The 18,351-nt window shown below is 54.7% G+C and carries 22 protein-coding genes and 1 tRNA gene; 13 read left to right on the forward strand and 10 right to left on the reverse strand.

Annotation, left to right across the window (positions count from 1 at the left end; genetic code table 11):
• Positions 1 to 27: 27 nt before the first annotated feature.
• A complete protein-coding gene (locus ACFQUU_RS06075) occupies positions 28 to 612 on the forward strand; it encodes a TetR/AcrR family transcriptional regulator (RefSeq protein WP_382244135.1) in 585 nt (194 codons plus the stop codon).
• Between the two features lie 14 nt (positions 613 to 626).
• Here the strand turns inward: ACFQUU_RS06075 and ACFQUU_RS06080 are convergent, their stop codons facing one another.
• The 4 genes from ACFQUU_RS06080 to ACFQUU_RS06095 all read right to left on the reverse strand — a co-directional run bounded on the left by ACFQUU_RS06080 (position 627) and on the right by ACFQUU_RS06095 (position 3,755).
• Positions 627 to 1,664 carry a 2-dehydropantoate 2-reductase gene (locus tag ACFQUU_RS06080; RefSeq protein ID WP_382244138.1) on the reverse strand — a complete coding sequence of 346 codons (1,038 nt, stop codon included), beginning with the start codon at positions 1,662 to 1,664 and terminating at the stop codon, positions 627 to 629.
• 13 nt (positions 1,665 to 1,677) lie between these two features.
• Complete coding sequence (locus ACFQUU_RS06085; protein ID WP_382244140.1) at positions 1,678 to 2,130, reverse strand: DUF962 domain-containing protein; 453 nt, start codon at positions 2,128 to 2,130, stop codon at positions 1,678 to 1,680.
• Positions 2,131 to 2,191: 61 nt separating this feature from the next.
• Entirely contained in the window at positions 2,192 to 2,914 is a 723-nt protein-coding gene (locus ACFQUU_RS06090) for a helix-turn-helix transcriptional regulator (RefSeq protein ID WP_382244142.1), read from the reverse strand.
• A 91-nt stretch (positions 2,915 to 3,005) separates the two neighbouring features.
• The gene (locus ACFQUU_RS06095) at positions 3,006 to 3,755 is read right to left on the reverse strand and encodes an SDR family oxidoreductase (protein WP_382244145.1); all 750 of its coding nucleotides are present in this window, start codon (positions 3,753 to 3,755) and stop codon (positions 3,006 to 3,008) included.
• A 158-nt stretch (positions 3,756 to 3,913) separates the two neighbouring features.
• On the opposite strand from ACFQUU_RS06095, the gene ACFQUU_RS06100 reads away from it, so the two are divergent.
• From ACFQUU_RS06100 to ACFQUU_RS06125, 6 genes are all read left to right on the forward strand, one after another.
• A complete protein-coding gene (locus ACFQUU_RS06100) occupies positions 3,914 to 4,411 on the forward strand; it encodes a DNA-deoxyinosine glycosylase (RefSeq protein WP_382244148.1) in 498 nt (165 codons plus the stop codon).
• 81 nt (positions 4,412 to 4,492) lie between these two features.
• Positions 4,493 to 5,338 (forward strand): spermidine synthase, encoded by an 846-nt coding sequence (locus ACFQUU_RS06105; RefSeq protein WP_382244150.1) that lies wholly within the window; start codon positions 4,493 to 4,495, stop codon positions 5,336 to 5,338.
• Complete coding sequence (locus ACFQUU_RS06110; protein ID WP_382244153.1) at positions 5,335 to 7,149, forward strand: GspE/PulE family protein; 1,815 nt, start codon at positions 5,335 to 5,337, stop codon at positions 7,147 to 7,149. Before ACFQUU_RS06105 ends, ACFQUU_RS06110 begins: the two co-directional genes overlap by 4 nt.
• Before the next feature lie 424 nt (positions 7,150 to 7,573).
• Complete coding sequence (locus ACFQUU_RS06115; RefSeq protein ID WP_382244156.1) at positions 7,574 to 8,026, forward strand: hypothetical protein; 453 nt, start codon at positions 7,574 to 7,576, stop codon at positions 8,024 to 8,026.
• Positions 8,027 to 8,146: 120 nt separating this feature from the next.
• A tRNA-Lys gene (locus tag ACFQUU_RS06120) sits at positions 8,147 to 8,222 on the forward strand.
• A gap of 115 nt (positions 8,223 to 8,337) precedes the next feature.
• Positions 8,338 to 8,595, forward strand: a complete 258-nt coding sequence (locus ACFQUU_RS06125; RefSeq protein WP_382244159.1) for a hypothetical protein — start codon at positions 8,338 to 8,340, stop codon at positions 8,593 to 8,595.
• 520 nt (positions 8,596 to 9,115) lie between these two features.
• Here ACFQUU_RS06125 and ACFQUU_RS06130 read toward each other — a convergent pair.
• Positions 9,116 to 9,607 carry a hypothetical protein gene (locus ACFQUU_RS06130; protein WP_382244162.1) on the reverse strand — a complete coding sequence of 164 codons (492 nt, stop codon included), beginning with the start codon at positions 9,605 to 9,607 and terminating at the stop codon, positions 9,116 to 9,118.
• Between the two features lie 211 nt (positions 9,608 to 9,818).
• On the opposite strand from ACFQUU_RS06130, the gene ACFQUU_RS06135 reads away from it, so the two are divergent.
• On the forward strand, positions 9,819 to 10,562 hold the full coding sequence (locus ACFQUU_RS06135) for a hypothetical protein (protein WP_382244165.1): 744 nt from the start codon (positions 9,819 to 9,821) through the stop codon (positions 10,560 to 10,562).
• Between the two features lie 70 nt (positions 10,563 to 10,632).
• On the opposite strand, the gene ACFQUU_RS06140 is transcribed toward ACFQUU_RS06135, so the two are convergent.
• Positions 10,633 to 11,244, reverse strand: a complete 612-nt coding sequence (locus tag ACFQUU_RS06140) for a hypothetical protein (RefSeq protein WP_382244168.1) — start codon at positions 11,242 to 11,244, stop codon at positions 10,633 to 10,635.
• A gap of 391 nt (positions 11,245 to 11,635) precedes the next feature.
• Between ACFQUU_RS06140 and ACFQUU_RS06145 the strand changes: the two genes are divergently transcribed.
• Both ACFQUU_RS06145 and ACFQUU_RS06150 read left to right on the forward strand, forming a co-directional pair.
• Positions 11,636 to 12,031, forward strand: a complete 396-nt coding sequence (locus ACFQUU_RS06145) for a hypothetical protein (protein ID WP_382244171.1) — start codon at positions 11,636 to 11,638, stop codon at positions 12,029 to 12,031.
• A 5-nt stretch (positions 12,032 to 12,036) separates the two neighbouring features.
• Positions 12,037 to 12,471, forward strand: coding sequence for a hypothetical protein (locus ACFQUU_RS06150; RefSeq protein WP_382244174.1), 435 nt, complete (start codon positions 12,037 to 12,039; stop codon positions 12,469 to 12,471).
• Positions 12,472 to 12,473: 2 nt separating this feature from the next.
• Here ACFQUU_RS06150 and ACFQUU_RS06155 read toward each other — a convergent pair whose 3' ends face one another.
• Complete coding sequence (locus tag ACFQUU_RS06155) at positions 12,474 to 13,076, reverse strand: hypothetical protein (RefSeq protein WP_382244177.1); 603 nt, start codon at positions 13,074 to 13,076, stop codon at positions 12,474 to 12,476.
• 121 nt (positions 13,077 to 13,197) lie between these two features.
• Complete coding sequence (locus tag ACFQUU_RS06160; protein ID WP_382244180.1) at positions 13,198 to 13,875, reverse strand: hypothetical protein; 678 nt, start codon at positions 13,873 to 13,875, stop codon at positions 13,198 to 13,200.
• Positions 13,876 to 13,906: 31 nt separating this feature from the next.
• Between ACFQUU_RS06160 and ACFQUU_RS06165 the strand changes: the two genes are divergently transcribed.
• From ACFQUU_RS06165 to xerC, 3 genes are read left to right on the forward strand one after another with little or no spacing between them, the layout of a single operon-like run.
• On the forward strand, positions 13,907 to 14,557 hold the full coding sequence (locus ACFQUU_RS06165; RefSeq protein WP_382244182.1) for a hypothetical protein: 651 nt from the start codon (positions 13,907 to 13,909) through the stop codon (positions 14,555 to 14,557).
• Between the two features lie 9 nt (positions 14,558 to 14,566).
• Positions 14,567 to 14,839 (forward strand): hypothetical protein, encoded by a 273-nt coding sequence (locus ACFQUU_RS06170; RefSeq protein WP_382244185.1) that lies wholly within the window; start codon positions 14,567 to 14,569, stop codon positions 14,837 to 14,839.
• Between the two features lie 20 nt (positions 14,840 to 14,859).
• Positions 14,860 to 15,933, forward strand: coding sequence for a tyrosine recombinase XerC (gene xerC, locus ACFQUU_RS06175; protein ID WP_382244188.1), 1,074 nt, complete (start codon positions 14,860 to 14,862; stop codon positions 15,931 to 15,933).
• Here the strand turns inward: xerC and ACFQUU_RS06180 are convergent.
• Both ACFQUU_RS06180 and ACFQUU_RS06185 read right to left on the reverse strand, forming a co-directional pair.
• A complete protein-coding gene (locus ACFQUU_RS06180) occupies positions 15,902 to 16,702 on the reverse strand; it encodes a hypothetical protein (RefSeq protein ID WP_382244191.1) in 801 nt (266 codons plus the stop codon). The two genes, xerC and ACFQUU_RS06180, sit on opposite strands and share 32 nt — an antisense overlap.
• A 572-nt stretch (positions 16,703 to 17,274) precedes the next feature.
• Positions 17,275 to 18,315 carry a porin gene (locus tag ACFQUU_RS06185; RefSeq protein WP_382244194.1) on the reverse strand — a complete coding sequence of 347 codons (1,041 nt, stop codon included), beginning with the start codon at positions 18,313 to 18,315 and terminating at the stop codon, positions 17,275 to 17,277.
• Between the last annotated feature and the right edge of the window lie 36 nt (positions 18,316 to 18,351).

Below are 18,351 nucleotides of genomic sequence, written 5' to 3' on the forward strand. Positions count from 1 at the left end.
GAATATTCTAGTCAAATGCGCTCGACCATGAAGGACACAAAGAAAAGTCGCAAACAGGAAATTCTTGATGCCGCCCTCGCCTGCTTTACCGAACACGGCATTGAGGCGACTACCATCGACATGATTCGCGAGCGATCACAGGCCAGCGTGGGCAGCATGTATCACCACTTTGGCAGCAAGGAGAGCATTGCAGCGACGCTCTACATGGATGCATTGGCTGAACACAATGCATATCAGCATCAGCTGCTACAGGCTGCGACCAGCGCGGAAGACGCGGTCAAGGCGATCGCGTATGCCTATGTCGATTGGGTATCTGCCAATCCGGACAAGGCGCGCTTTGTCCTCTACAGTCGTGGTGCACTGGCAAGAAGCGAGATGGCGGGCGAAATGCGTGAACGCACGCGTGCCCATCTAATGGCAGTGCTGGAATGGTTTCAGCCTTACCTGGACAAGGGGAGCCTCAAGTCTTTGCCAAAGGAAGTGCTCGGTTCCCTGATGACCGGACCGGCACATGATTATGCGCGCTTGTGGCTATCCGGACGCGCAAAGACGGATATCAAGGCATATAGGGAGATTTTTGCAGAAGCGGCCTGGAATGCGTTGAAGCCGTGATGCGGCGATGTTATTCAGTGCAATACCCCTGACTGTGCGAGCGTAGGCGCCCCCGACTTCAACGCATCCAGCAGGCTCTTGCCGTCCAGAGTCAACTCTCTTTGCTGCTCGGCGATATGGATGAGCGCAACGATACGTTCGTTTGCCGGTGCCTTGCGACCCACCGACGCGGCGAGCCGCACGACGGCGCCATTGAGATAATCGATCTCGGTCTTGCGCCCTGCCTGCATGTCTTCCCACATCGATGACCGAGCCTCAGGATCAATGCGCAACATTGCGGCGGCAACGCGGGTAAACAGAAAATCCGGCAGGCGCAACAAGCGCGGCAGCAAATGCGGCCCGATACGGGCGACCTTCGCCGGTTTGATGCCCGCGGCCTTCAATACCACGAGTGCCTCATCGATCAGAAGGGCCAGGCAACGCCGGTAAGCCCGTTGCGACAATTCCGACTTGAGCGGTAGGCCAGACAAGGCATTGACCGGATTATTAAGATTCAGCAGCAACTTACCCCATTGCACGGCATGGAAGTCCTGACGCTCCACCAGCGGCAGGCGCGCCTTGCGAAAAACTTCGAGCCACGGCGACAGGGAAGCGGAGGCCGCAACCATCAACTCTCCTTCCGTCCCCCGATGAAACCGGTTACCGGGCATCTGCACCACATTGAATGGCACCATGCCGCCAATGACTTCATGTCCGGAAAGCACTTCCTTGAGAATGTCTGCGTTGCCGATTCCATTCTGCAGACTTAGAACCAGCGCCCCCGGCGTCGCATGTGACTTGATCGCCAATGCTGCGGCACGGCTATCCGCACTTTTGACCGTCACCAGGATCAACCTCGCGCCGGCAAGCGCCGCCGGATCTTCAGCAAATGGGATCTCGCCGCCATCAAGACGCACCTCCCCGCCATGCAGATCCGTGAGTACCACGCCCTCGGCCGCAATTCGCGTGGCCATAGCCTTGCGTCCGATCAGCACGACATCGGCACCTGCAGCCATTAACGACACACCGACGTAGACACCGATGGAACCCGCGCCGAAAACCGCAATTTTCATGATGTGCCGGCGCTCAGTAGGCGATACGGAAACGGCGGTACAGGAAGCTCAGTACAAAGAGCGGACCGATCAAAAGAAAACGCAGGTCGTCAAAGAAGGAAGGCTTCTTGCCTTCAATCTTATGGCCGATGAACTGACCGATCCACGCTACGACAAAGACGACCAGCGACACGTTAAGAACCTGTGACTGGGGCAGCACCGACAAGATCCACAGCATGATGCCGGACATCAGCAGCATGCCGATCGCGAACGGAACGGACAGGCGGAAATAATAGAGCAGCGACGCGATTGTCACGGCGACTGCGGCCAGCGGATGCAATGCCCAGATCATGCCCAGAAATGAGAACACGATGGCCGGGATACAGATGAAGTGGATGACTTCGTTGGTGGGATTGAGATGGCTTTCGCCATACTTTGCCAGCAGGCTATCGATCTGGCGTTCCTGGGACTGCGAGAAGGTGGTCATGAGGGTCTCCAATGTGAATACGCCGGCTCTTGTGGGCCGATACGATTCTCATCTTAGGCCGTCATGCCGGGTTCTGCTTGAACGCAATCGTCATCTTTTGCAGTTCCGACGGCACCACGCCAAAGGTGCTGCGAAAAGTGCGGCTCATATGCGCCAGGTCGGCAAAGCCTGCCTGATGGGCCGCATTGGTCATGTTCTCGCCACGGGCCACTGCCGCCACACCGGCCAGCAGGCGCATCCACAGCAGATAGCGCGACAGCGACATACCGGTCTGCTGGCGGAACAAGTGGGTGAACCGGCTCTCGGACAGGTGCACTTCGGCAGCCAGCAAGGCGCCGCCGGGTTCTTTACCCGGATTGGCGGCAAGCCACTCGAGCGCCCTGGCAATGCGCCGATCAAAACCTGTTGGCGACTGTGCCTGCGGGATCGCGCAATGCAGCCATTGGTGCGCCGCAGCGCGCGCCGTGTCACTGTCCAGCTGTCCGTGCCTCGCCGCAGCGAAGACGGCACGCACTTGAGCAAAATGCGGCAATGCATCGTACTGCGCCGGGATCACCGTCGATACCGTTTGCTGCCGCTGCGGCAGCTCCACCAGCAGGTGCGCCAGCATGTCACCGCCGCAATCGATCTGATGAAACTGGTTGGGCGCAAACACGGCGGCACGCGTTTCGATCCAGGGCTGATCAGGACCAAGGCGCGCGCGGAATGGCTTGTCCAGCCCAAGCGTCAATTGCACCGCAAAATGCGCATGCGGACTCGAATCAATGCCGGGACCGATCAACATGGCGCTCCCATGCCAGAGGTACATGCTGGTGTGTCCCTCCTTTGGTATGGCGGGCACGGATATCGGCGAAGACGGCATCGTGGCGAAGGTGTTAGCGGCCGCCTGTGACATTGATGAAAGAGCCGGTCGTATATGAAGCCTGGTCAGACAGCAGCCAGAGAATCGCATTGGCGACCTCCACCGCATCGCCGCCACGCTTCATGGGCACCGCGTCCTTGACGCGGTCAACGCGTCCCGGCTCGCCGCCGCTGGCATGGATTTCCGTATAGATCACGCCCGGGCGTACAGCATTGACGCGTATGCCCTCGGCTGCGACTTCCTGTGCCAGGCCGATTGTCATGGCGTCGATTGCTGCTTTTGATGCCGCATAGTCAACGTACTCTCCCGGCGCACCGAGGCGTGCGGCAATCGACGACACATTAACAATGCCCCCACCCTTGCCGCCGCGTGCGGTTGACATGCGACGCACTGCTTCCCTTGCACACAGGAAGCTGCCCGTAACATTCGTGGCAAAGATGCGTGCCAGCCGCCCTGCATCCATATCTTCGACGCGCATCTGGTGCTCAAGGATGCCGGCATTGTTGACCAGTGCATCAACGGTGCCGAGCGTATTGTCGGCCGCCTCGAACAGTTTGATCACGTCCTCCTGCGACGAAACGTCGGCCTGTACCGCGATTGCTTCCCCACCGGAATTCTCAATGGCACGCACGACTTCATCGGCGGCATCACGGTTGCGCACATAGCTGATACACACCGCATAATCGCGGGTTGCGGCCAACTGGGCGGTGGCAGCACCGATACCGCGGCTGCCGCCAGTAATCACCATGACTTTCCTGGTCATCGTTCAACCTCCATCAAAAGCCTGTCATTGCGCCCGCGATGATGTCCTTAACCGGCCCCGGATTACCTACCTCCGGCGGAACTCGCGACCCGCACTTGTGACCCAAACAATAACATTAACCGCCACTTGCCCGCAGAACCGCTTGCTACAATTTCCCTATGTCATCGTCCTTATCTACCGCCCTCCTCGCCGGCTTCCCGCCGGTCCTCGACCGTTCGACCCGTATCGTCATCCTTGGCAGCTTTCCTGGGGCTGCATCACTTGCAGCCGATCAATACTATGCGCATCCCCGGAATCAGTTCTGGCGGCTGCTATCGGCGGTACTGGACGACCCGTTGACAGGGTTGCCGTATGAACAACGCCTGCAGCGTGTGCTTTCCCACGGCATAGGTTTGTGGGACGTGATCGCACTTTGCGAACGGGAAGGCAGCCTGGATGCTGATATCCGCCGCGCGCAGGCCAACGATTTTGCGCTTCTACGGCAGCAATGCCCGAAGCTGCGCCGGGTTTGCTTTAACGGCAAGACTTCCGGCAAATTTGCACCCCAGTTTGCCGATGCCGGTTTTGAAACCCTGGTCCTGCCTTCGTCTTCCCCGGCCAACGCCCAGTTGTCGTTCGACGAAAAACTGGCGCAATGGAAGAACATCATTCTGTAGAATGGCAGAAACATTTCCCGGGCGTCTCAGCCTAACAGGGCCAAGACGCCGGACCCAGCCGGACCTAGTCAGACATCAGCCATGCTCATCAAACGCAATTCCATGGAAGCGCAAGCCAATCGCAAAGCCGGCCCCGGCAAGGCGAAAGCGCCGGCCAAGCCGCGCAAGCCGAAATTCGAACCTATCACGCTGTCGGAACAGGACGGCGTCGTCTTCCTGCACTTCGGCACCGAGTGGATACAAGGCGCAATGCGCATCCGCAAACCCGACTGGATCGAACTGGAATATGCGCAGCAGATGATGGCCTGGATGCTGTTCATTGAAAAGCCGGACCGCATCGTCCAGCTTGGCCTGGGTACCGGCGCGCTGACCAAGTTCAGCAACAAGCATTTTCCCGAAGCCCATGTGACTGCCGTCGAGCTGAATCCGAGCGTGATCACCGTCTGCCGTTCGATGTTTCGCCTGCCGGAAGACGACGAGCGCCTCGCTGTGATTGAAATGGATGCGCTGGACTTCGTCAGCGACCCGGCCAATCACGGCACCGTGGATGTGTTGCAGGTCGACCTGTATGACGCGACCGCCAAAGGCCCGGTGCTCGACACGCCCGAGTTCTACGAAGCCTGCAACGCCTGCCTGACGCCGCAGGGCATCCTCACAGTCAACCTGTTCGGTGACCATCCCAGCTACAACAAGAACTACAAGGCCATGCGCTATGCCTTCGCTGACGTGATGTGCCTCGCGCCCGTCCATGAGGGCAATGTCGTCGCCGTCGCCTTCAAGACGCAACGTGAACTCGACTTCGCCGCATTGCATGAGCGTGGCAAGCAGGTCACCAGTGCGACCAAACTCCCCACCAAGTCGTGGGTCAACGGGCTCAAGGCCTGGCACATGGCACGGCAAGCCAGAACCGAGGATACAGCGGAATGAGCACGAAACTCGAGCAGCCGGCGCAGAGTACGACCAAGCCTGCGTCCAGGGGACTGGACCTGCAGCAGATCTTCACATGGCTGCTGGCGGACGGCATCGTGGAAAAAGCGCAGGTCAAGGCTCAGTTCAACCAGGCTCAGGCCCTGCTGCGCAACGCTACCATGGCCATGCATCCGCTGACCGCGGTCGCACAGTGCAAGGTGCAGTCCGCGCAGCCGCCGCACAAACTGCTGACGCTAGACTGGCTGACCGAATGGATGGCGGGCAAGGTCAAGCTGCCCTTTTTACGCATCGACCCGCTCAAGATCGATTTCACCAAGGTGGCCGATGTGATGTCCGCCACCTATGCCACGCGCTTCAATATCCTTCCGGTCGAACTCACGCAGAGCGAAGTCATCGTCGCCACCGCAGAACCGCTCTCGATAGAGTGGGAGGCCGAGATCTCGAAAATCACGCGCCGCAATGTTCGCCTGGTCATTGCCAATCCACTCGACATCGCGCAATACACCAGCCAGTTCTTCACACTGGCCAAGTCCATCAAGGGTGCCAACAAATTCGGCAATCAGGATGTTTCACTGCGCAGCAATTTCGAACAACTCGTTGAACTCGGCAAGGCCAACAAGACGCTCGATGCCAATGACCAGCACATCGTCAACATCGTCGACTGGCTCTGGCAATATGCATTTGAACAACGCGCATCGGATATCCACCTCGAACCGAAACGCGACCTCGGCGTAATCCGTTTTCGTATCGACGGCGTCCTGCATCAGGTCTACCAGGTACCCATTGCCGTCATGATCGCGATGACCGCCCGTATCAAACTGCTTGGCCGCATGGACGTAATCGAAAAGCGCCGCCCGCAGGACGGCCGCATCAAGACACGGACCGGCGGCGGGCAGGAAATTGAATTGCGTCTGTCGACCTTGCCAACCGCCTTCGGCGAAAAGCTGGTGATGCGTATCTTTGACCCGGACGTCGTGGTCAAGACACTGCCCGAACTCGGCTTCCCGCTCGATGATGCGCAACGCTGGGATGCATTGACCGCACGACCGCACGGCATCATCCTGGTGACCGGTCCGACCGGCTCTGGCAAGACCACCACGCTGTACACCACGCTCAAGGCATTGGCCACTTCCGAAGTCAACGTCTGCACGGTCGAAGACCCGATCGAGATGGTGGAAGGCTCGTTCAACCAGATGCAGGTGCAGCATGGCATCGACCTCTCCTTTGCCGACGGCGTACGCGCCCTGATGCGCCAGGACCCGGACATCATCATGGTCGGCGAAATTCGCGACCTTGAAACCGCAGAGATGGCGATCCAGGCAGCCCTCACCGGCCACCTCGTGCTGTCGACGCTGCATACCAACGATGCCCCATCCGCGGTGATGCGCCTGCTCGAACTCGGCGTCCCGTACTACCTGCTTGAAGCCACACTGATCGGCATCATGGCGCAGCGCCTGGTGCGCACGCTGTGCCCCGACTGCAAGCAACCCGACGGCGAACTCAATGACGATGTCTGGAACGGCCTGACCGAAGGCTGGAAACTGCCCAGGCCCGACAAGATCTACCGGCCCGTCGGATGCCCCGAATGCCGCCAGACCGGCTATCGCGGCCGTACCGGCTTGTACGAACTGCTCAACATTACGCAACCCTTCTCCCGGCTGATCAAGGAAGAAACCGATATCCATGCGCTGCGCAAACAAAGCATCGCCGACGGCATGAAGCCGTTGCGGATTGCCGGCGCGCTCAAGATCAGTGAAGGTGCAACGACCGCGGAGGAAGTGTTGAAGGTGACTTCGGCGATGGGTTGATTTGGGTGGATTGATGAGGGCTAACGAACCAGTCTGGTGTTCCGTTCTGACGAATTGAATATACAACCCGTGTAAATGAGTCGAACAAACTCCACTACCATCCACCGTCAAATCCCCTCCCTCTTGTAGGGGGAGGGTTAGGGTGGGGGTGTGAAGGTCGAGCAAGCCCCTGATTCTGCATAACCACTTCACGCCTCCACGCCCGTGTCCATCCCAACCTTCCCCTTAAGTGGGAAGAAGTCGTCCAGCTATATGCGACTAAATCCCGAATTCATCCAGAAACCTCAATAACCCAAACAAAAGCCCCCTGACGATATTAGCCTTCGTCTTTACGCCTCTTCGCACCTCTCAGCCCCGCTCTGTGGCGCCGCACCCGCAGTCCCCTGTCTTCAGTTTGATGCCGTTTACCGTAGATGAAGCTGCAATGAACAAGGATATTCTCCGCATCAAAGCCGCACGCGATGCCAATCGTCTGCGCAGCGATCGCCTGCGCTGGGTGCCAAAGGTCAATGCCGAATTTGATGTGCCTGTAGTTACGTTGCATACCTTGGGCGACATGTACGTGCCATTTCACATGGAACAGATCTATCGCAAGCGTGCCATAGAAAAAGGCACCGACAACCTGCTGGTACAACGAGCGATCCGTGCACCGAGTCACTGCGATTTTTCCGTGGCGGAACAGGTGTCGGCGTTCCAGGCCATGACGGATTGGGAACAACGCGGCATCAAGCCAGCTGGTGATGACATGTTGACGCCATCGGTAATCGCCGAACCCGACTACGGCTGTACATTTACCAACAACACCGCTGGTCCTGACGATCTTCCGGCGCTTGCCACGGTCCGGCCGACATTGCCGGCGTGCTCTGCAAAGAAGTGATGCAACAAGGCATCTGCAGGTACATGCCTGCGGATGAAACGATGCATTCCAGCAGGAAGAACAATTTAATAACGCGCCCCTTCCGCTTGAGCGAAATGTTGCTATAATTCGGGCCTCGTTGGGTCGTTAGCTCAGTTGGTAGAGCAGCGGACTCTTAATCCGTAGGTCGAGTGTTCGAGCCACTCACGACCCACCAATGAATATGCGGCTTCCAGACAAGGAGGCCGTTTTCTTTTGCTCCGCAATTCTTTGTTTGCTCCGCAAAGTCCATGGACAACGCCCTTTCCCGCCTCAAACACAATGAGCTTTGCATGGCGGTCCTGAAAACCGGCGAACAGCGCCAGGCACGCTGGTGTGCCGAGCGCCGCGCATTCTTTTTCACGGATACGGACCGGCGATGCGAACAAGCCGATATCGATGAGTGGATAACGGGCTCGGGCCTGCTGCCACTTGTAGTTGTATCCACGCTGCACACTGTTCTGCTTGTCACTACGCCAAGATACAGACTCCACCACCTTGAGCCGGGAGCCGACGTTCTGAAGGCGCGGCTTAAGTGTTTGCAGAGGTGATCGCTTCACTGCGTTGCCTGTATGTTTAGTGAGCAGGAACTCTTGAACCGGCGATAGTGGGAATCCGAACAGGCGCTTGGCTTCCAGCCATTCCGGTGCATCCCGCGAATCCTGCACACGGTGAGCATTTACAGGGAACGACGAGTCGATCACCCAGCGTCCGTTCTTGGTGTGCTGTTGAAGGTAGAAGATCATGCGCTCGTAAGTGTGGCAGTCCGCGCCAAGCGGAACACCGCGATGCACTGCGGTTGGGAGCAGCACACGATTGCTCACGTCTGGGTCCCGCCGGGCCTTGGTTCGTCTGCAACTGTGGCCGTAACTCATACCGCCACTCGGATCACGCTGGCGGCCTCGAATAGAAAGCCAGTGAACGAAGGACTCTAGTCGATCACTGGTAAGCCAACTCCACTGGGAGGGAGTAAGAGACAATCGGCAGCCTGAAAACAACAAAGCCCGCAACCTATTAAGGTGCGGGCTCCAAAAGCTTTGCTACATCAAATTTCTTTGGCGGCGCTAGTGTTCAGTAGCCTTCCTTATTTGACAAAATGACCTGAGCGTATGCCGGTCCAGCGAGAAGCAGCCCTACAAAACCACCGGCTAACATACGTTGCCAAGGGTGATTGCTATCAACTGCCGACGCGCCTAACTGGTATCCCAAAACGAACGGAGCTCCAGTTACTGTCACAAGTACAAAGAGCTTTATCGGGATATACCAGTAATTGCCCTCTTCCTTTAATCCGTCTGAAAACGATTCAATGAGGTTGATTAGAAAGTAGGCTGCAAACGCCACCAGGACAGCTGTAATGAAGGCAGGAAAAGTTTGAAAACCCCAGTGCTTGTTTGCGTAGATACCGACTGCTACCGCAATGATCACAAACGGGAGATAAATGACCATTAGCCAGAGCAGGCCTAAGATACCTACAACAGCTTCACCCCCGCCTTCGCTATTCTTCCTCGCGATCTCTTCATTCTGCCTGCGCATTAACTGCTTTTGATGGTCTTCATAGCTCATGAGCAACATTCTAACCTGTGCTCCAGACAGAATCTATCCCAAGGTTATGGGGCATCAAAAAGGAAAAATCCGCTCAGAGGCGGGTTTTAGTCACACTGATTTGCAGTATGGTCATATCGTAGACCATGAGAAACATTTACGTAATGCACTTTGTGAGCTTGGCTTAATACATGTTATAAATTGCATTTTGACAATCTAATTTACTTGAACTATGAAATATCATGCTCGTATTGAGTACAGCTCGTTCTATACGTTTTATAACTACAGCGAAGAGGCAATAATTAACGACGTGGTCGTTCCTTTTGTTAACGGCCAAGTTGTGCTCTTGAATACGAAACATGGTCCGAAACTCTTCAATATGAAGAATGCCACTTTCGTAAAGATTTATAAGACTAAAGTAGCTCTCAAGGCCACTGAAGATAAGAGCATTATTGAGCAAATCAAGGAGGAATCATTTGCTGAGTACGATTGTACAGCTGAGGTCCTTGGAAAAGTGCAAAGTCGGTATTCCGCTAAGGCCCTCTCTTCTTTGATCCAAAAAGCGCTTCAACCTTCAAAACAACAAATCTTTGTCGTGATGAAATTTGGCGATGAAGAGATGGACTCGGCCTATGCTGGCGCCTATAAGGCCGTAGCTAATGAGTTCGGGTTAGATTGCGTCCGTATCGACGAGGTTCAAGATTCAGGAAAGATTTCGGACCAAATTCTCGAGCAAATCGCGGAAAGTAAATATGTTTTGTGTGATCTAACTGGAGCAAGACCAAACTGTTATTACGAAACTGGCTTTGCGCACGCTCTAGGCAAGGAACTCATCTTACTGTCAAACAAGAAAGAAAAAATACATTTTGATCTTGAAGGTCACCGATTTATTCAGTGGTCCTCTGAGGAGGATCTCCGCAAAAAATTGAGAGCTCGGTTCGCAGCCTTGGAAAGTAGCAGAAGTCGCGAAGATTAAGTCTCGGTTTAATCTTAGCCCCAAGAATTTCGGAACAAGGATTGCTACCATCCTAGTCCCGATCCTTGTGTTACATCCTAATAAGCCCGTCTCTTAAGAACATCGGTGTCAGCCGTTCGTGTGCCATTTCCATAAGGATGTTGGACGTGCCAGCAATGATGGAATTTGCACGTTTGAGCGTCTTCACATGAATACCGCGCTCTTCGCTGATCTCCTGGTATGACAGGCCGCCGATATTCTTCTTTTCGTCCTTCGGCTTGCGCAAGTTACTATCGAAGTATCCATAGACCAGCGCGCAGGGCAATCTCGTCAGTAATGGTGAGCTGCGGCCGGACGTAGCGAGCGAAGCCGAGTACTCCCTCGCCCTTCTCTTTTTGCTGTCCGTACTTCGCCAGACCACATCCCGCTCTGGCGCCGGCAGGTGATCCTGAACTTCCCGGGCCACCATGGCGCACTGGCCGCGCACCTCGTAAGGGTCTAGACCAGCAAAGTTGACCGTGCCCGGCTCCCCCTGGAGTTCCTTGTACCATGCACGCAGGCGAGCGCTGGGCTCCTCCACCGATTCAATGATGCGCATGAGCACCAGGCGGAACGCATTCTTCTGCCGTGCCTCGACCGACATGATCAAGAACGAGACAGACAGCGCCTGTCCCGTGGATGTAAAAATAGGTTCGTCGTTCACATATCCCCCTTGCATCGTTTGCCGTGGTTGCGGCGGTTGCCTTTGTGATCTTTGCTAAGGCAGATCCAGATGACCTTGCCAAATGCCAGATACTTATTTTCGTGTTCGCACCCTTTACAGGTTTTCTCTTCCCGGCGGGTCGTCCCAGCCAAGCGAGACAGTCCAAGTAGCGGGCTTACCGGCCAGCCTGGCAGCAGCAACCAGGCGGTTGTATGCGTCCTTGAACGGCCGTCAGTTCGCCGAGCAGCTTGCTGCGTAACTCAACCATAAAAACAGGATTAACAATGTTCGATTCGACCACCAGCTCGTAAAACTCGCCAACGTTAACGCCCGCACTGAGAAACACGGCGAAGACAACATCCTTGCATGCGACCTTGCTATCGATGCACGTATGTCAAACGATGCACTCTCGATGTTCTCCTCGACCCTCAAGAACGCGATCTACTTCCGTGACGAATCCGTCCAGGGTGAACTGATCGACGACAAGACCCATGCGCCTAACCTGCGCAATCCGAAGCTGGGCGCACTTAAATGGGACGACACCTTCGAGCAAATGCAATTCCGTGTGCACCACGGTGTACACGACGAGGACGATATCGCCTTTTCGGAATCCAAAGTAGACCACTTCAAGTTCACCTGTCAGGAAGGCGGCACAGTCGTGATCAGCTTCCGTGTGCAGGTACACCCGACCGAGAAAGACGCAGCTAAGCTGCTGACCATAATCCAGAGCGAGGTCCACGTCAGTCTCATTTCCGAGATTGGCGACCAGCTGCAGGAAGCAGCGTAAGCACTATGCCGATCAAGCCAGAGAACAAGGGGCGGTACCCGGCGAACTGGAAGGCAATCCGGGCAGCAATCCTAGCCCGCGCCGGAAACGCCTGCGAAGGATGCGGGGTACCGAACCGTTCTCGGATCGTTCGCGGCGTTGGTGAAAGTGCAGACACTTTCATGGACATGGACGGTTATGTCTTCGACGCCGACAACGGAGTTCAGCTCGGCCGTGTTTGTCATTTCGACTACGAAGGAACCGGCAAGTGGATCGACGTCGTTCTTACGATTGCCCATCTCGACCACACGCCGGAGAACTGCAATCCGGCAAACCTGCGCGCCTGGTGCCAGCGTTGCCATCTGCGGTATGACGCCGAGCACCATGCCAAGAATTCCCGAGCCACTCGACGGGCAAAGCAAAACAACTTGGAATTGTTTAAAACGGAATCTTTCGTATGAGCCTACTTCAAATTTTCAATGGCCTTCTCTGCTTCTGCCATGGTTCTATGTGCTCGCTGTCCCTCCGTGTTGATAGCCTCGATTCGCGTAGCCAAAACGGCTTTTTCTTCACCGGAGTATGGGTGCTCAAAAAGGCGAGGCTCCATAAGCGACGTGTGGGTATCAAAAATAGCGTTACGTGCAAAAAACAAACTTTGGGTGCGAATCCAATTGATCTCTCGAGCCTCAATAGCCGAAATTCGCTGCAACATATCCTCAAAGACACGGCTGACTTCATCGCGATAAACACGTCGCGGCATATGCGAGTATTTTTCGATGGTCTTAAGTTCATCGCGCAAATTAATCAGAAGAAAATACACCTGCTGCGCCAATATCAACTCCAATTCAGCTTGCTGAAGGCGCTTTTCTTTGAGCTCCCTTTCCCGTTGCCGTGCAGGGATCCAGATTGCTATGCCAATCGCAATGATCGAGCCGACCGCTTGAACCCAGGCTGGCCAGTCTGTGTCGTCATCGCCAATCGCGCGGGCAATAAGAATAATTGCAGCGATTCCCGCAATCGCAAAAAGAGCATAGCCAATCCACTCCCAAAATTTCAGCTTTTCCATACCCCTCCCTTTTTGCGGGAATCCTAGCATGAAGCAAACTGAAGTCCGTATCGCGATACCTGCAATTTATGAGCAGCGACGGTTCAAGAAGAACTCTGTTATTTTGCGTGGCCACGTCAATTTAAGGTTTGGGCAATTTAATCAGAAGCTGCTCAGCGTCGCTCATAGCACTCCTGTAGCTGCTACGAAGTGTTATCCCATAAGTCTTCAAGTGATTCCACGCCTTGTCTTGCGCCTGGATGTCCTCCGGCTGCTTGGTATTCTCCGCCCGCTGTTTAGCGAGGGCATGCTCTTCAACCAGCTGATTATTAAAAATGAAAGTCAGCACCAAGCTTTTGGCTTTTGCATATGTCTCAATAATTTGAGTCCGGAGCACATGGTCGGGAATCATACCCAGCTTTGGAATAAGCCCCGCGTAGATTACGAACGGATCTTCAGGAAGTGGATACGTAACGTTAAATTCTGGACCAGGGGACACTTCAATCAACGTTCCGATATTGCGCTTAATTCCGGCCAGGGACGACTCCAGCTCCCCCCTGAGACTGAACAAAATTCCACTAACTTCATATGTCTCGCGTGCTTGCTCGCGACCCTGCTGTTTTACATGCTGGTCATGCGATACCCATATCGCCACGCCGATTGCCAAAATAGAGCCGATTGCTTGAACCCATCCGGCTGCTTCTTCGCTCCAAATAATTTTGCTTTCAAAACTCAACAATTTAAGCAGCACAATTACGCAGAGCGAAATGACTGTGCTAATCACTATAAATTCTGCACCCCGCTGAAACCACTTCCACATATTCCCTCCCTTTTTTGGAGCGCATCGTAGCATGAAAGAACGCCCTATCCTTTTCAGCGCGCCGATGGTGCGCACCATCCTCGACGGATCGAAGACGCAGACGCGGCGGATAGCTAAGCCCCGCCGGAAACCATCTCTGTTGGAACCGAGCGAATGGTCTGATGAATACGTTATGGATCCGGGAAATCGCGAATGGCTGATGAGCGATAACCCCTACGGCCAGCCAGGCGACCGGCTCTGGGTAAAAGAAACTTGGACGCCACTGGAAAATGTCCGTACGTCTGATCCTGGCTTAGATCCAATTCAACGCGGCCTGTATTACCGCGCTGACTATCCTGGCGATACGCTTGTCCATGACGACCGCCCAGTTGAGCCAGTGAAGTGGAAATCTTCGCTGTTCATGCGCCGTAATCAGAGCCGCATTCTCCTGGACGTGACGGGCGTGCGCATTGAGCAGCTGAACGACTGCAGTGAAGCGGACGCGATCACTGAGGGCATCCGACGGGAATTGGACAGCTGGCTCGACTACAGCAACCCGAGCTGCCAGATGGGCATCAACCCGGTAGATTCATACCGCACGCTTTGGGAAGCTATCAACGGCGCCGGCAGCTGGGCGGCAAACCCTTGGATCTGGGTAGTGGAATTCCGGCGCGTTGACGCCGAACTATGGAAAGCAGGATAGGAGCACATCATGAGCGCAAATCCCCTTTTTCTCTCGAACGAGGAAATCTTCGCAATTGTTCACCCGTTGACGCAGCCGGCCGCGATCGTGCGCTGGTTTAAACACAACAGATTTACAGATGTGAAGGTGCGTCCGAACGGCATGCCTCTGATCGCACGAGCCTACTTCGATCAGGTCACCCCCGGTAAACGCCTCGGGTGCCTGACGAACTCTCTAGCTCAGGGCAACCGAATATCGAGGCATTCCGTCAGAAGCACGGCCGGAATGCCAAAGTCAGGCTAGTCAGCACGAAAGTGTAAATTATGACAATGGGACGCAAAAGCAAAACAAACCAACTCGGGCTAGATCCGAAGAAACACGCCAGGCTATACCCGAAGCATGGAGCGTTCTACTACGTCCATAAGGACAACCGCTGGGAACGATTGGGGGCGGATCTGGCCGAGGCCAAAGCCAAGGCTGAGCACTATAACGACGCCACTGGCACCTTCGGGACCATGACGTACTGGCTGGATGAATTCGTGCTGTATTGCGAAAAGAGCGTCGGGCTGTCGAAGGCTCAGCGCGGCCTTGCTCAACGAACATACGAAGACTACAAGAAGGACGTTGCGGTGCTAAAGGACTTCTTCGGCGCGATGCTTCCGTCGCAGGTGCAGCCCTTTCACGTTGCGCAATATCTGGACATTGGCGCGCAGGACGGCCGTCCGGTGCGTGCAAACCGTGAGAAGTCGTGCCTGTCAGCGGCGTTCAGCTGGATGCTTCGGCAACCGGACTCCGGCATCAAGCTGAATCCATGCGTTGGCATCAAGCGCAATCCGGAACAGAAGCGGGAACGATATGTCGAGGATGCCGAATTCAATGCCGTGTATGCGATCACTGAGAAGCCAGTCCGGGCCTTCATGGATCTGACCTACCGCACCTTGCAGCGGCCTGAGAACATCATGAACTGGACGTCCAAAAACATCACGACGAAGATTGACCAAGGCACGAAGAAGCGGGTTATCCGGACGAAGCAGGGAAAGACCGGCGCGGACCTCGATATCGAAATCACACCGGAGATCGACGCTGTCCTGCAGTCGCTATACGGCACGCTGGGCCCGTTTTTTGGTATGCCCCTTATCCACACGAAGAAGGGGAAGCCATACACCTACAGCGGCCTATGCTCGATGCTGCAGCGATATCGCAAGAAGGCCAAGGTCGAGAACTTCGGCTTCTACGATCTCAAGGGAAAAGGAGCCACGGCCATGTTGCTCAGTGGCGTGTCATTGGAAAAAATTCAGGTGCTTTGCGGTCATGAATCTGTGACGACCACAGAGATTTACGTGAAGTGTCGTTGGCGCGGGACAGTCACTCCGAACCAGGTGCAGATGGCGTCCTAGTATCGGGACGTGTTGCATAAAGCCCCAATAGTTGCTTTGCCAGACCCGCAGTCGTTTCGTGTTTAAGCTGAGCCATGTCATCTGGGATGTTCTCGATCACTTGGACCGCCATCCCTACTGCGTTAATACGCTCGAGAACCGTGACGTAATCTCGCGACTGTGACAGTATAGATCTATAGATAAGGATAAACGACCCACCAATAAAGCTGATTATTACCCCGGATGCCGACGCAACTATGGATACAGCCAGTTTTTCTGGTTCGTCAAATGCCCTCATAAGCCCATACAGGACAAATCCAAACCCACATGCCATTACGAACAATGTGAGCCAATAGATTGATCGTACTTGCGACAAATTTCGATCAAGGTAACTTTCTAGCTTCGCACGCGCCAAGTCCCATGCCAGCTGAGGCTTCTCAGGATGCTCGAGAGCGCGCTCTTCAATCTTGGCTATTTTCTTTTCCGATGATCGCTTGTCGTCAAATTCGAGAAACTTTATAACGACGAAAAGTACCGCCGCCATAACTGGTACGGCGCCTTGTGGAAGAAAGCTGCCTCTTGGTTTGCCTAAGTGGAGAATTTCATAAATTCCGGCCCCGATGGTCGCTGCTCCGACACCTAAGGCAAACAACGCTACGAAAATTTTTATATGCCTCTTTTCTAACTTTCGCGCTGCTGTGCTCGACTGAGTTGAGTTTTTATTTAAGTCCAAGATTTCGAAGAAGCTGGTTGCAAAACAGCAATGTAGCACGAAGAATTGCTGGGACAACGCTTAATGTTTCGTCGCTAATCACGTCTAATAAGAGAAAACCACCCTAATGTTTCGCGGCTTTGCGGCCAGTTGAAATACGCGGAGTATTAGACAACTCTCTCTGCCGTCCCTAATTCCTGCCTTGTCTGGCGGCCAAGTAGCAGACGGAACTCTTAATCCGTAGGTCGAGTGTTCGAGCCACTCACGACCCACCAACGAATTCAAGCAAAAAGCCCGGTCCATGTCATGTGACCGGGCTTTTTGTTTTCCCGGTGACGCATTCTCCAATGCTGGATCTCACCTACGGGATCACATAGTGGGCGCCCTAGATTCATTTGGATTCGAACAGTAAATCGACCTATCGGAATGTTTCATCAAATAGGTGCTCCGATATCAGCAGAATTATTCTTTCAACTGGAGACGTAAAGAAGAATTCCAAAGCGGTCTGGTAGTTTAGCGCTCGCTTTACGGGTATCAATATTCGTATAAATTTAGCGTTTTTACAACATTTCTCGCATTGTTGTAGTGCTCGCGGGTCTGCATTAGTTGTTGAATCGCAGATAAATAAAACTGAGCACAATCCCATGAAATCAGAACGTATGGCGTATCCCGACTTGAAAGGCCCGTGGATCAGAGACATTGGCCGTACCAGCGCCAGTATTGGCGAAGCCACTGACCGTGATATTGGAGCGCCCTTTGTTCGTGATGGTTGTGAACTGCGTATATGCCGTAGTTCGTTTGGACAGGCTGTATTCGTATCCGATCAGGAATTGATCCGCATCGTCATTCGCCACCGCTGCCGGACTACGCGAATTCCGAACCCCATAGCTTGCCAGGACCAGGCCGCGTGCACCCGCCTTGACCGTAGCGCCCAGTACCCAGCCTACCGTTTCTGCATCGGGCGTTGTACGGTTGGCTGTCTTGAATTCCCAGTAATTACCATACAGGCTCGCAGGACCGAAGTTATAACGTGCACCGATCAGCCATTCATCGGTATCTTCTGTTGCGGCTGACTCAACGTTCACATGATTCCATGCTGCGCCCATCCACAATGGACCATTTGCATACTGCACGCTGAGACCAGCATGCCGTCCCGCACTTGAATTCGCGGGATTCTCGTCGCCGGCACTGTACATGGCACCGACCGATATGCCGGACCAGGTTGGACTATCGTAGCGCAACGCGTTGTTTGCCCTCGATGCGCCGCCACGCATCAACACCTGCGTCACGCTGTAGGGATCGACTCCGAATGGATTGGAATACACCTTGATCTGATAGATCGGATTGTATTCGCGTCCTGCCGTAACCGTGCCCCAGTTGCCGGACAATCCGACCACTGCGCGTCCGCCAAACAAAATGCCTTGCACGAGCGAGCCATCATCGAGGTTATAGCGATTTTCCAGATTGAAAATGGCCTTTAGTCCACCACCCATGTCTTCGCTGCCTCTCAAGCCTATACGGGATTGGTAAAGACCGCCGGATTGCACGCGTAGCGCCCTTGCGTCGCCGGACTTGATGGATTCGACTGCGGCATCGACGACGCCATAAATCGCCAGATTCGATTCCGCCATCGCAATTACAGGCGCGCTCAGGCCGGCTGTTACCAGAATAGGTCCTAAATAGTGCTTCATAATGTCTCCCTTGCCGGCCCACACCGGCAGTTTTGG

The organism is Herbaspirillum sp. GCM10030257 (genome assembly GCF_042666555.1).
Taxonomy (GTDB): domain Bacteria; phylum Pseudomonadota; class Gammaproteobacteria; order Burkholderiales; family Burkholderiaceae_D; genus Noviherbaspirillum.

What these genes read in the sequence shown, in the direction of transcription:
- ACFQUU_RS06160 (WP_382244180.1), bottom strand. Translation starts at nt 13,875, where the DNA reads ATGTGGAAGTGGTTTCAGCGGGGTGCAGAATTTATAGTGATTAGCACA.
- ACFQUU_RS06135 (WP_382244165.1), top strand. Translation starts at nt 9,819, where the DNA reads ATGAAATATCATGCTCGTATTGAGTACAGCTCGTTCTATACGTTTTAT.
- ACFQUU_RS06080 (WP_382244138.1), bottom strand. Translation starts at nt 1,664, where the DNA reads ATGAAAATTGCGGTTTTCGGCGCGGGTTCCATCGGTGTCTACGTCGGT.
- ACFQUU_RS06115 (WP_382244156.1), top strand. Translation starts at nt 7,574, where the DNA reads ATGAACAAGGATATTCTCCGCATCAAAGCCGCACGCGATGCCAATCGT.
- ACFQUU_RS06185 (WP_382244194.1), bottom strand. Translation starts at nt 18,315, where the DNA reads ATGAAGCACTATTTAGGACCTATTCTGGTAACAGCCGGCCTGAGCGCG.
- ACFQUU_RS06105 (WP_382244150.1), top strand. Translation starts at nt 4,493, where the DNA reads ATGCTCATCAAACGCAATTCCATGGAAGCGCAAGCCAATCGCAAAGCC.
- ACFQUU_RS06150 (WP_382244174.1), top strand. Translation starts at nt 12,037, where the DNA reads ATGCCGATCAAGCCAGAGAACAAGGGGCGGTACCCGGCGAACTGGAAG.
- ACFQUU_RS06085 (WP_382244140.1), bottom strand. Translation starts at nt 2,130, where the DNA reads ATGACCACCTTCTCGCAGTCCCAGGAACGCCAGATCGATAGCCTGCTG.
- ACFQUU_RS06095 (WP_382244145.1), bottom strand. Translation starts at nt 3,755, where the DNA reads ATGACCAGGAAAGTCATGGTGATTACTGGCGGCAGCCGCGGTATCGGT.
- ACFQUU_RS06170 (WP_382244185.1), top strand. Translation starts at nt 14,567, where the DNA reads ATGAGCGCAAATCCCCTTTTTCTCTCGAACGAGGAAATCTTCGCAATT.
- ACFQUU_RS06090 (WP_382244142.1), bottom strand. Translation starts at nt 2,914, where the DNA reads ATGTTGATCGGTCCCGGCATTGATTCGAGTCCGCATGCGCATTTTGCG.
- ACFQUU_RS06110 (WP_382244153.1), top strand. Translation starts at nt 5,335, where the DNA reads ATGAGCACGAAACTCGAGCAGCCGGCGCAGAGTACGACCAAGCCTGCG.
- ACFQUU_RS06125 (WP_382244159.1), top strand. Translation starts at nt 8,338, where the DNA reads ATGGCGGTCCTGAAAACCGGCGAACAGCGCCAGGCACGCTGGTGTGCC.
- ACFQUU_RS06165 (WP_382244182.1), top strand. Translation starts at nt 13,907, where the DNA reads ATGAAAGAACGCCCTATCCTTTTCAGCGCGCCGATGGTGCGCACCATC.
- ACFQUU_RS06155 (WP_382244177.1), bottom strand. Translation starts at nt 13,076, where the DNA reads ATGGAAAAGCTGAAATTTTGGGAGTGGATTGGCTATGCTCTTTTTGCG.
- ACFQUU_RS06145 (WP_382244171.1), top strand. Translation starts at nt 11,636, where the DNA reads ATGTCAAACGATGCACTCTCGATGTTCTCCTCGACCCTCAAGAACGCG.
- ACFQUU_RS06075 (WP_382244135.1), top strand. Translation starts at nt 28, where the DNA reads ATGAAGGACACAAAGAAAAGTCGCAAACAGGAAATTCTTGATGCCGCC.
- xerC (WP_382244188.1), top strand. Translation starts at nt 14,860, where the DNA reads ATGACAATGGGACGCAAAAGCAAAACAAACCAACTCGGGCTAGATCCG.
- ACFQUU_RS06130 (WP_382244162.1), bottom strand. Translation starts at nt 9,607, where the DNA reads ATGAGCTATGAAGACCATCAAAAGCAGTTAATGCGCAGGCAGAATGAA.
- ACFQUU_RS06100 (WP_382244148.1), top strand. Translation starts at nt 3,914, where the DNA reads ATGTCATCGTCCTTATCTACCGCCCTCCTCGCCGGCTTCCCGCCGGTC.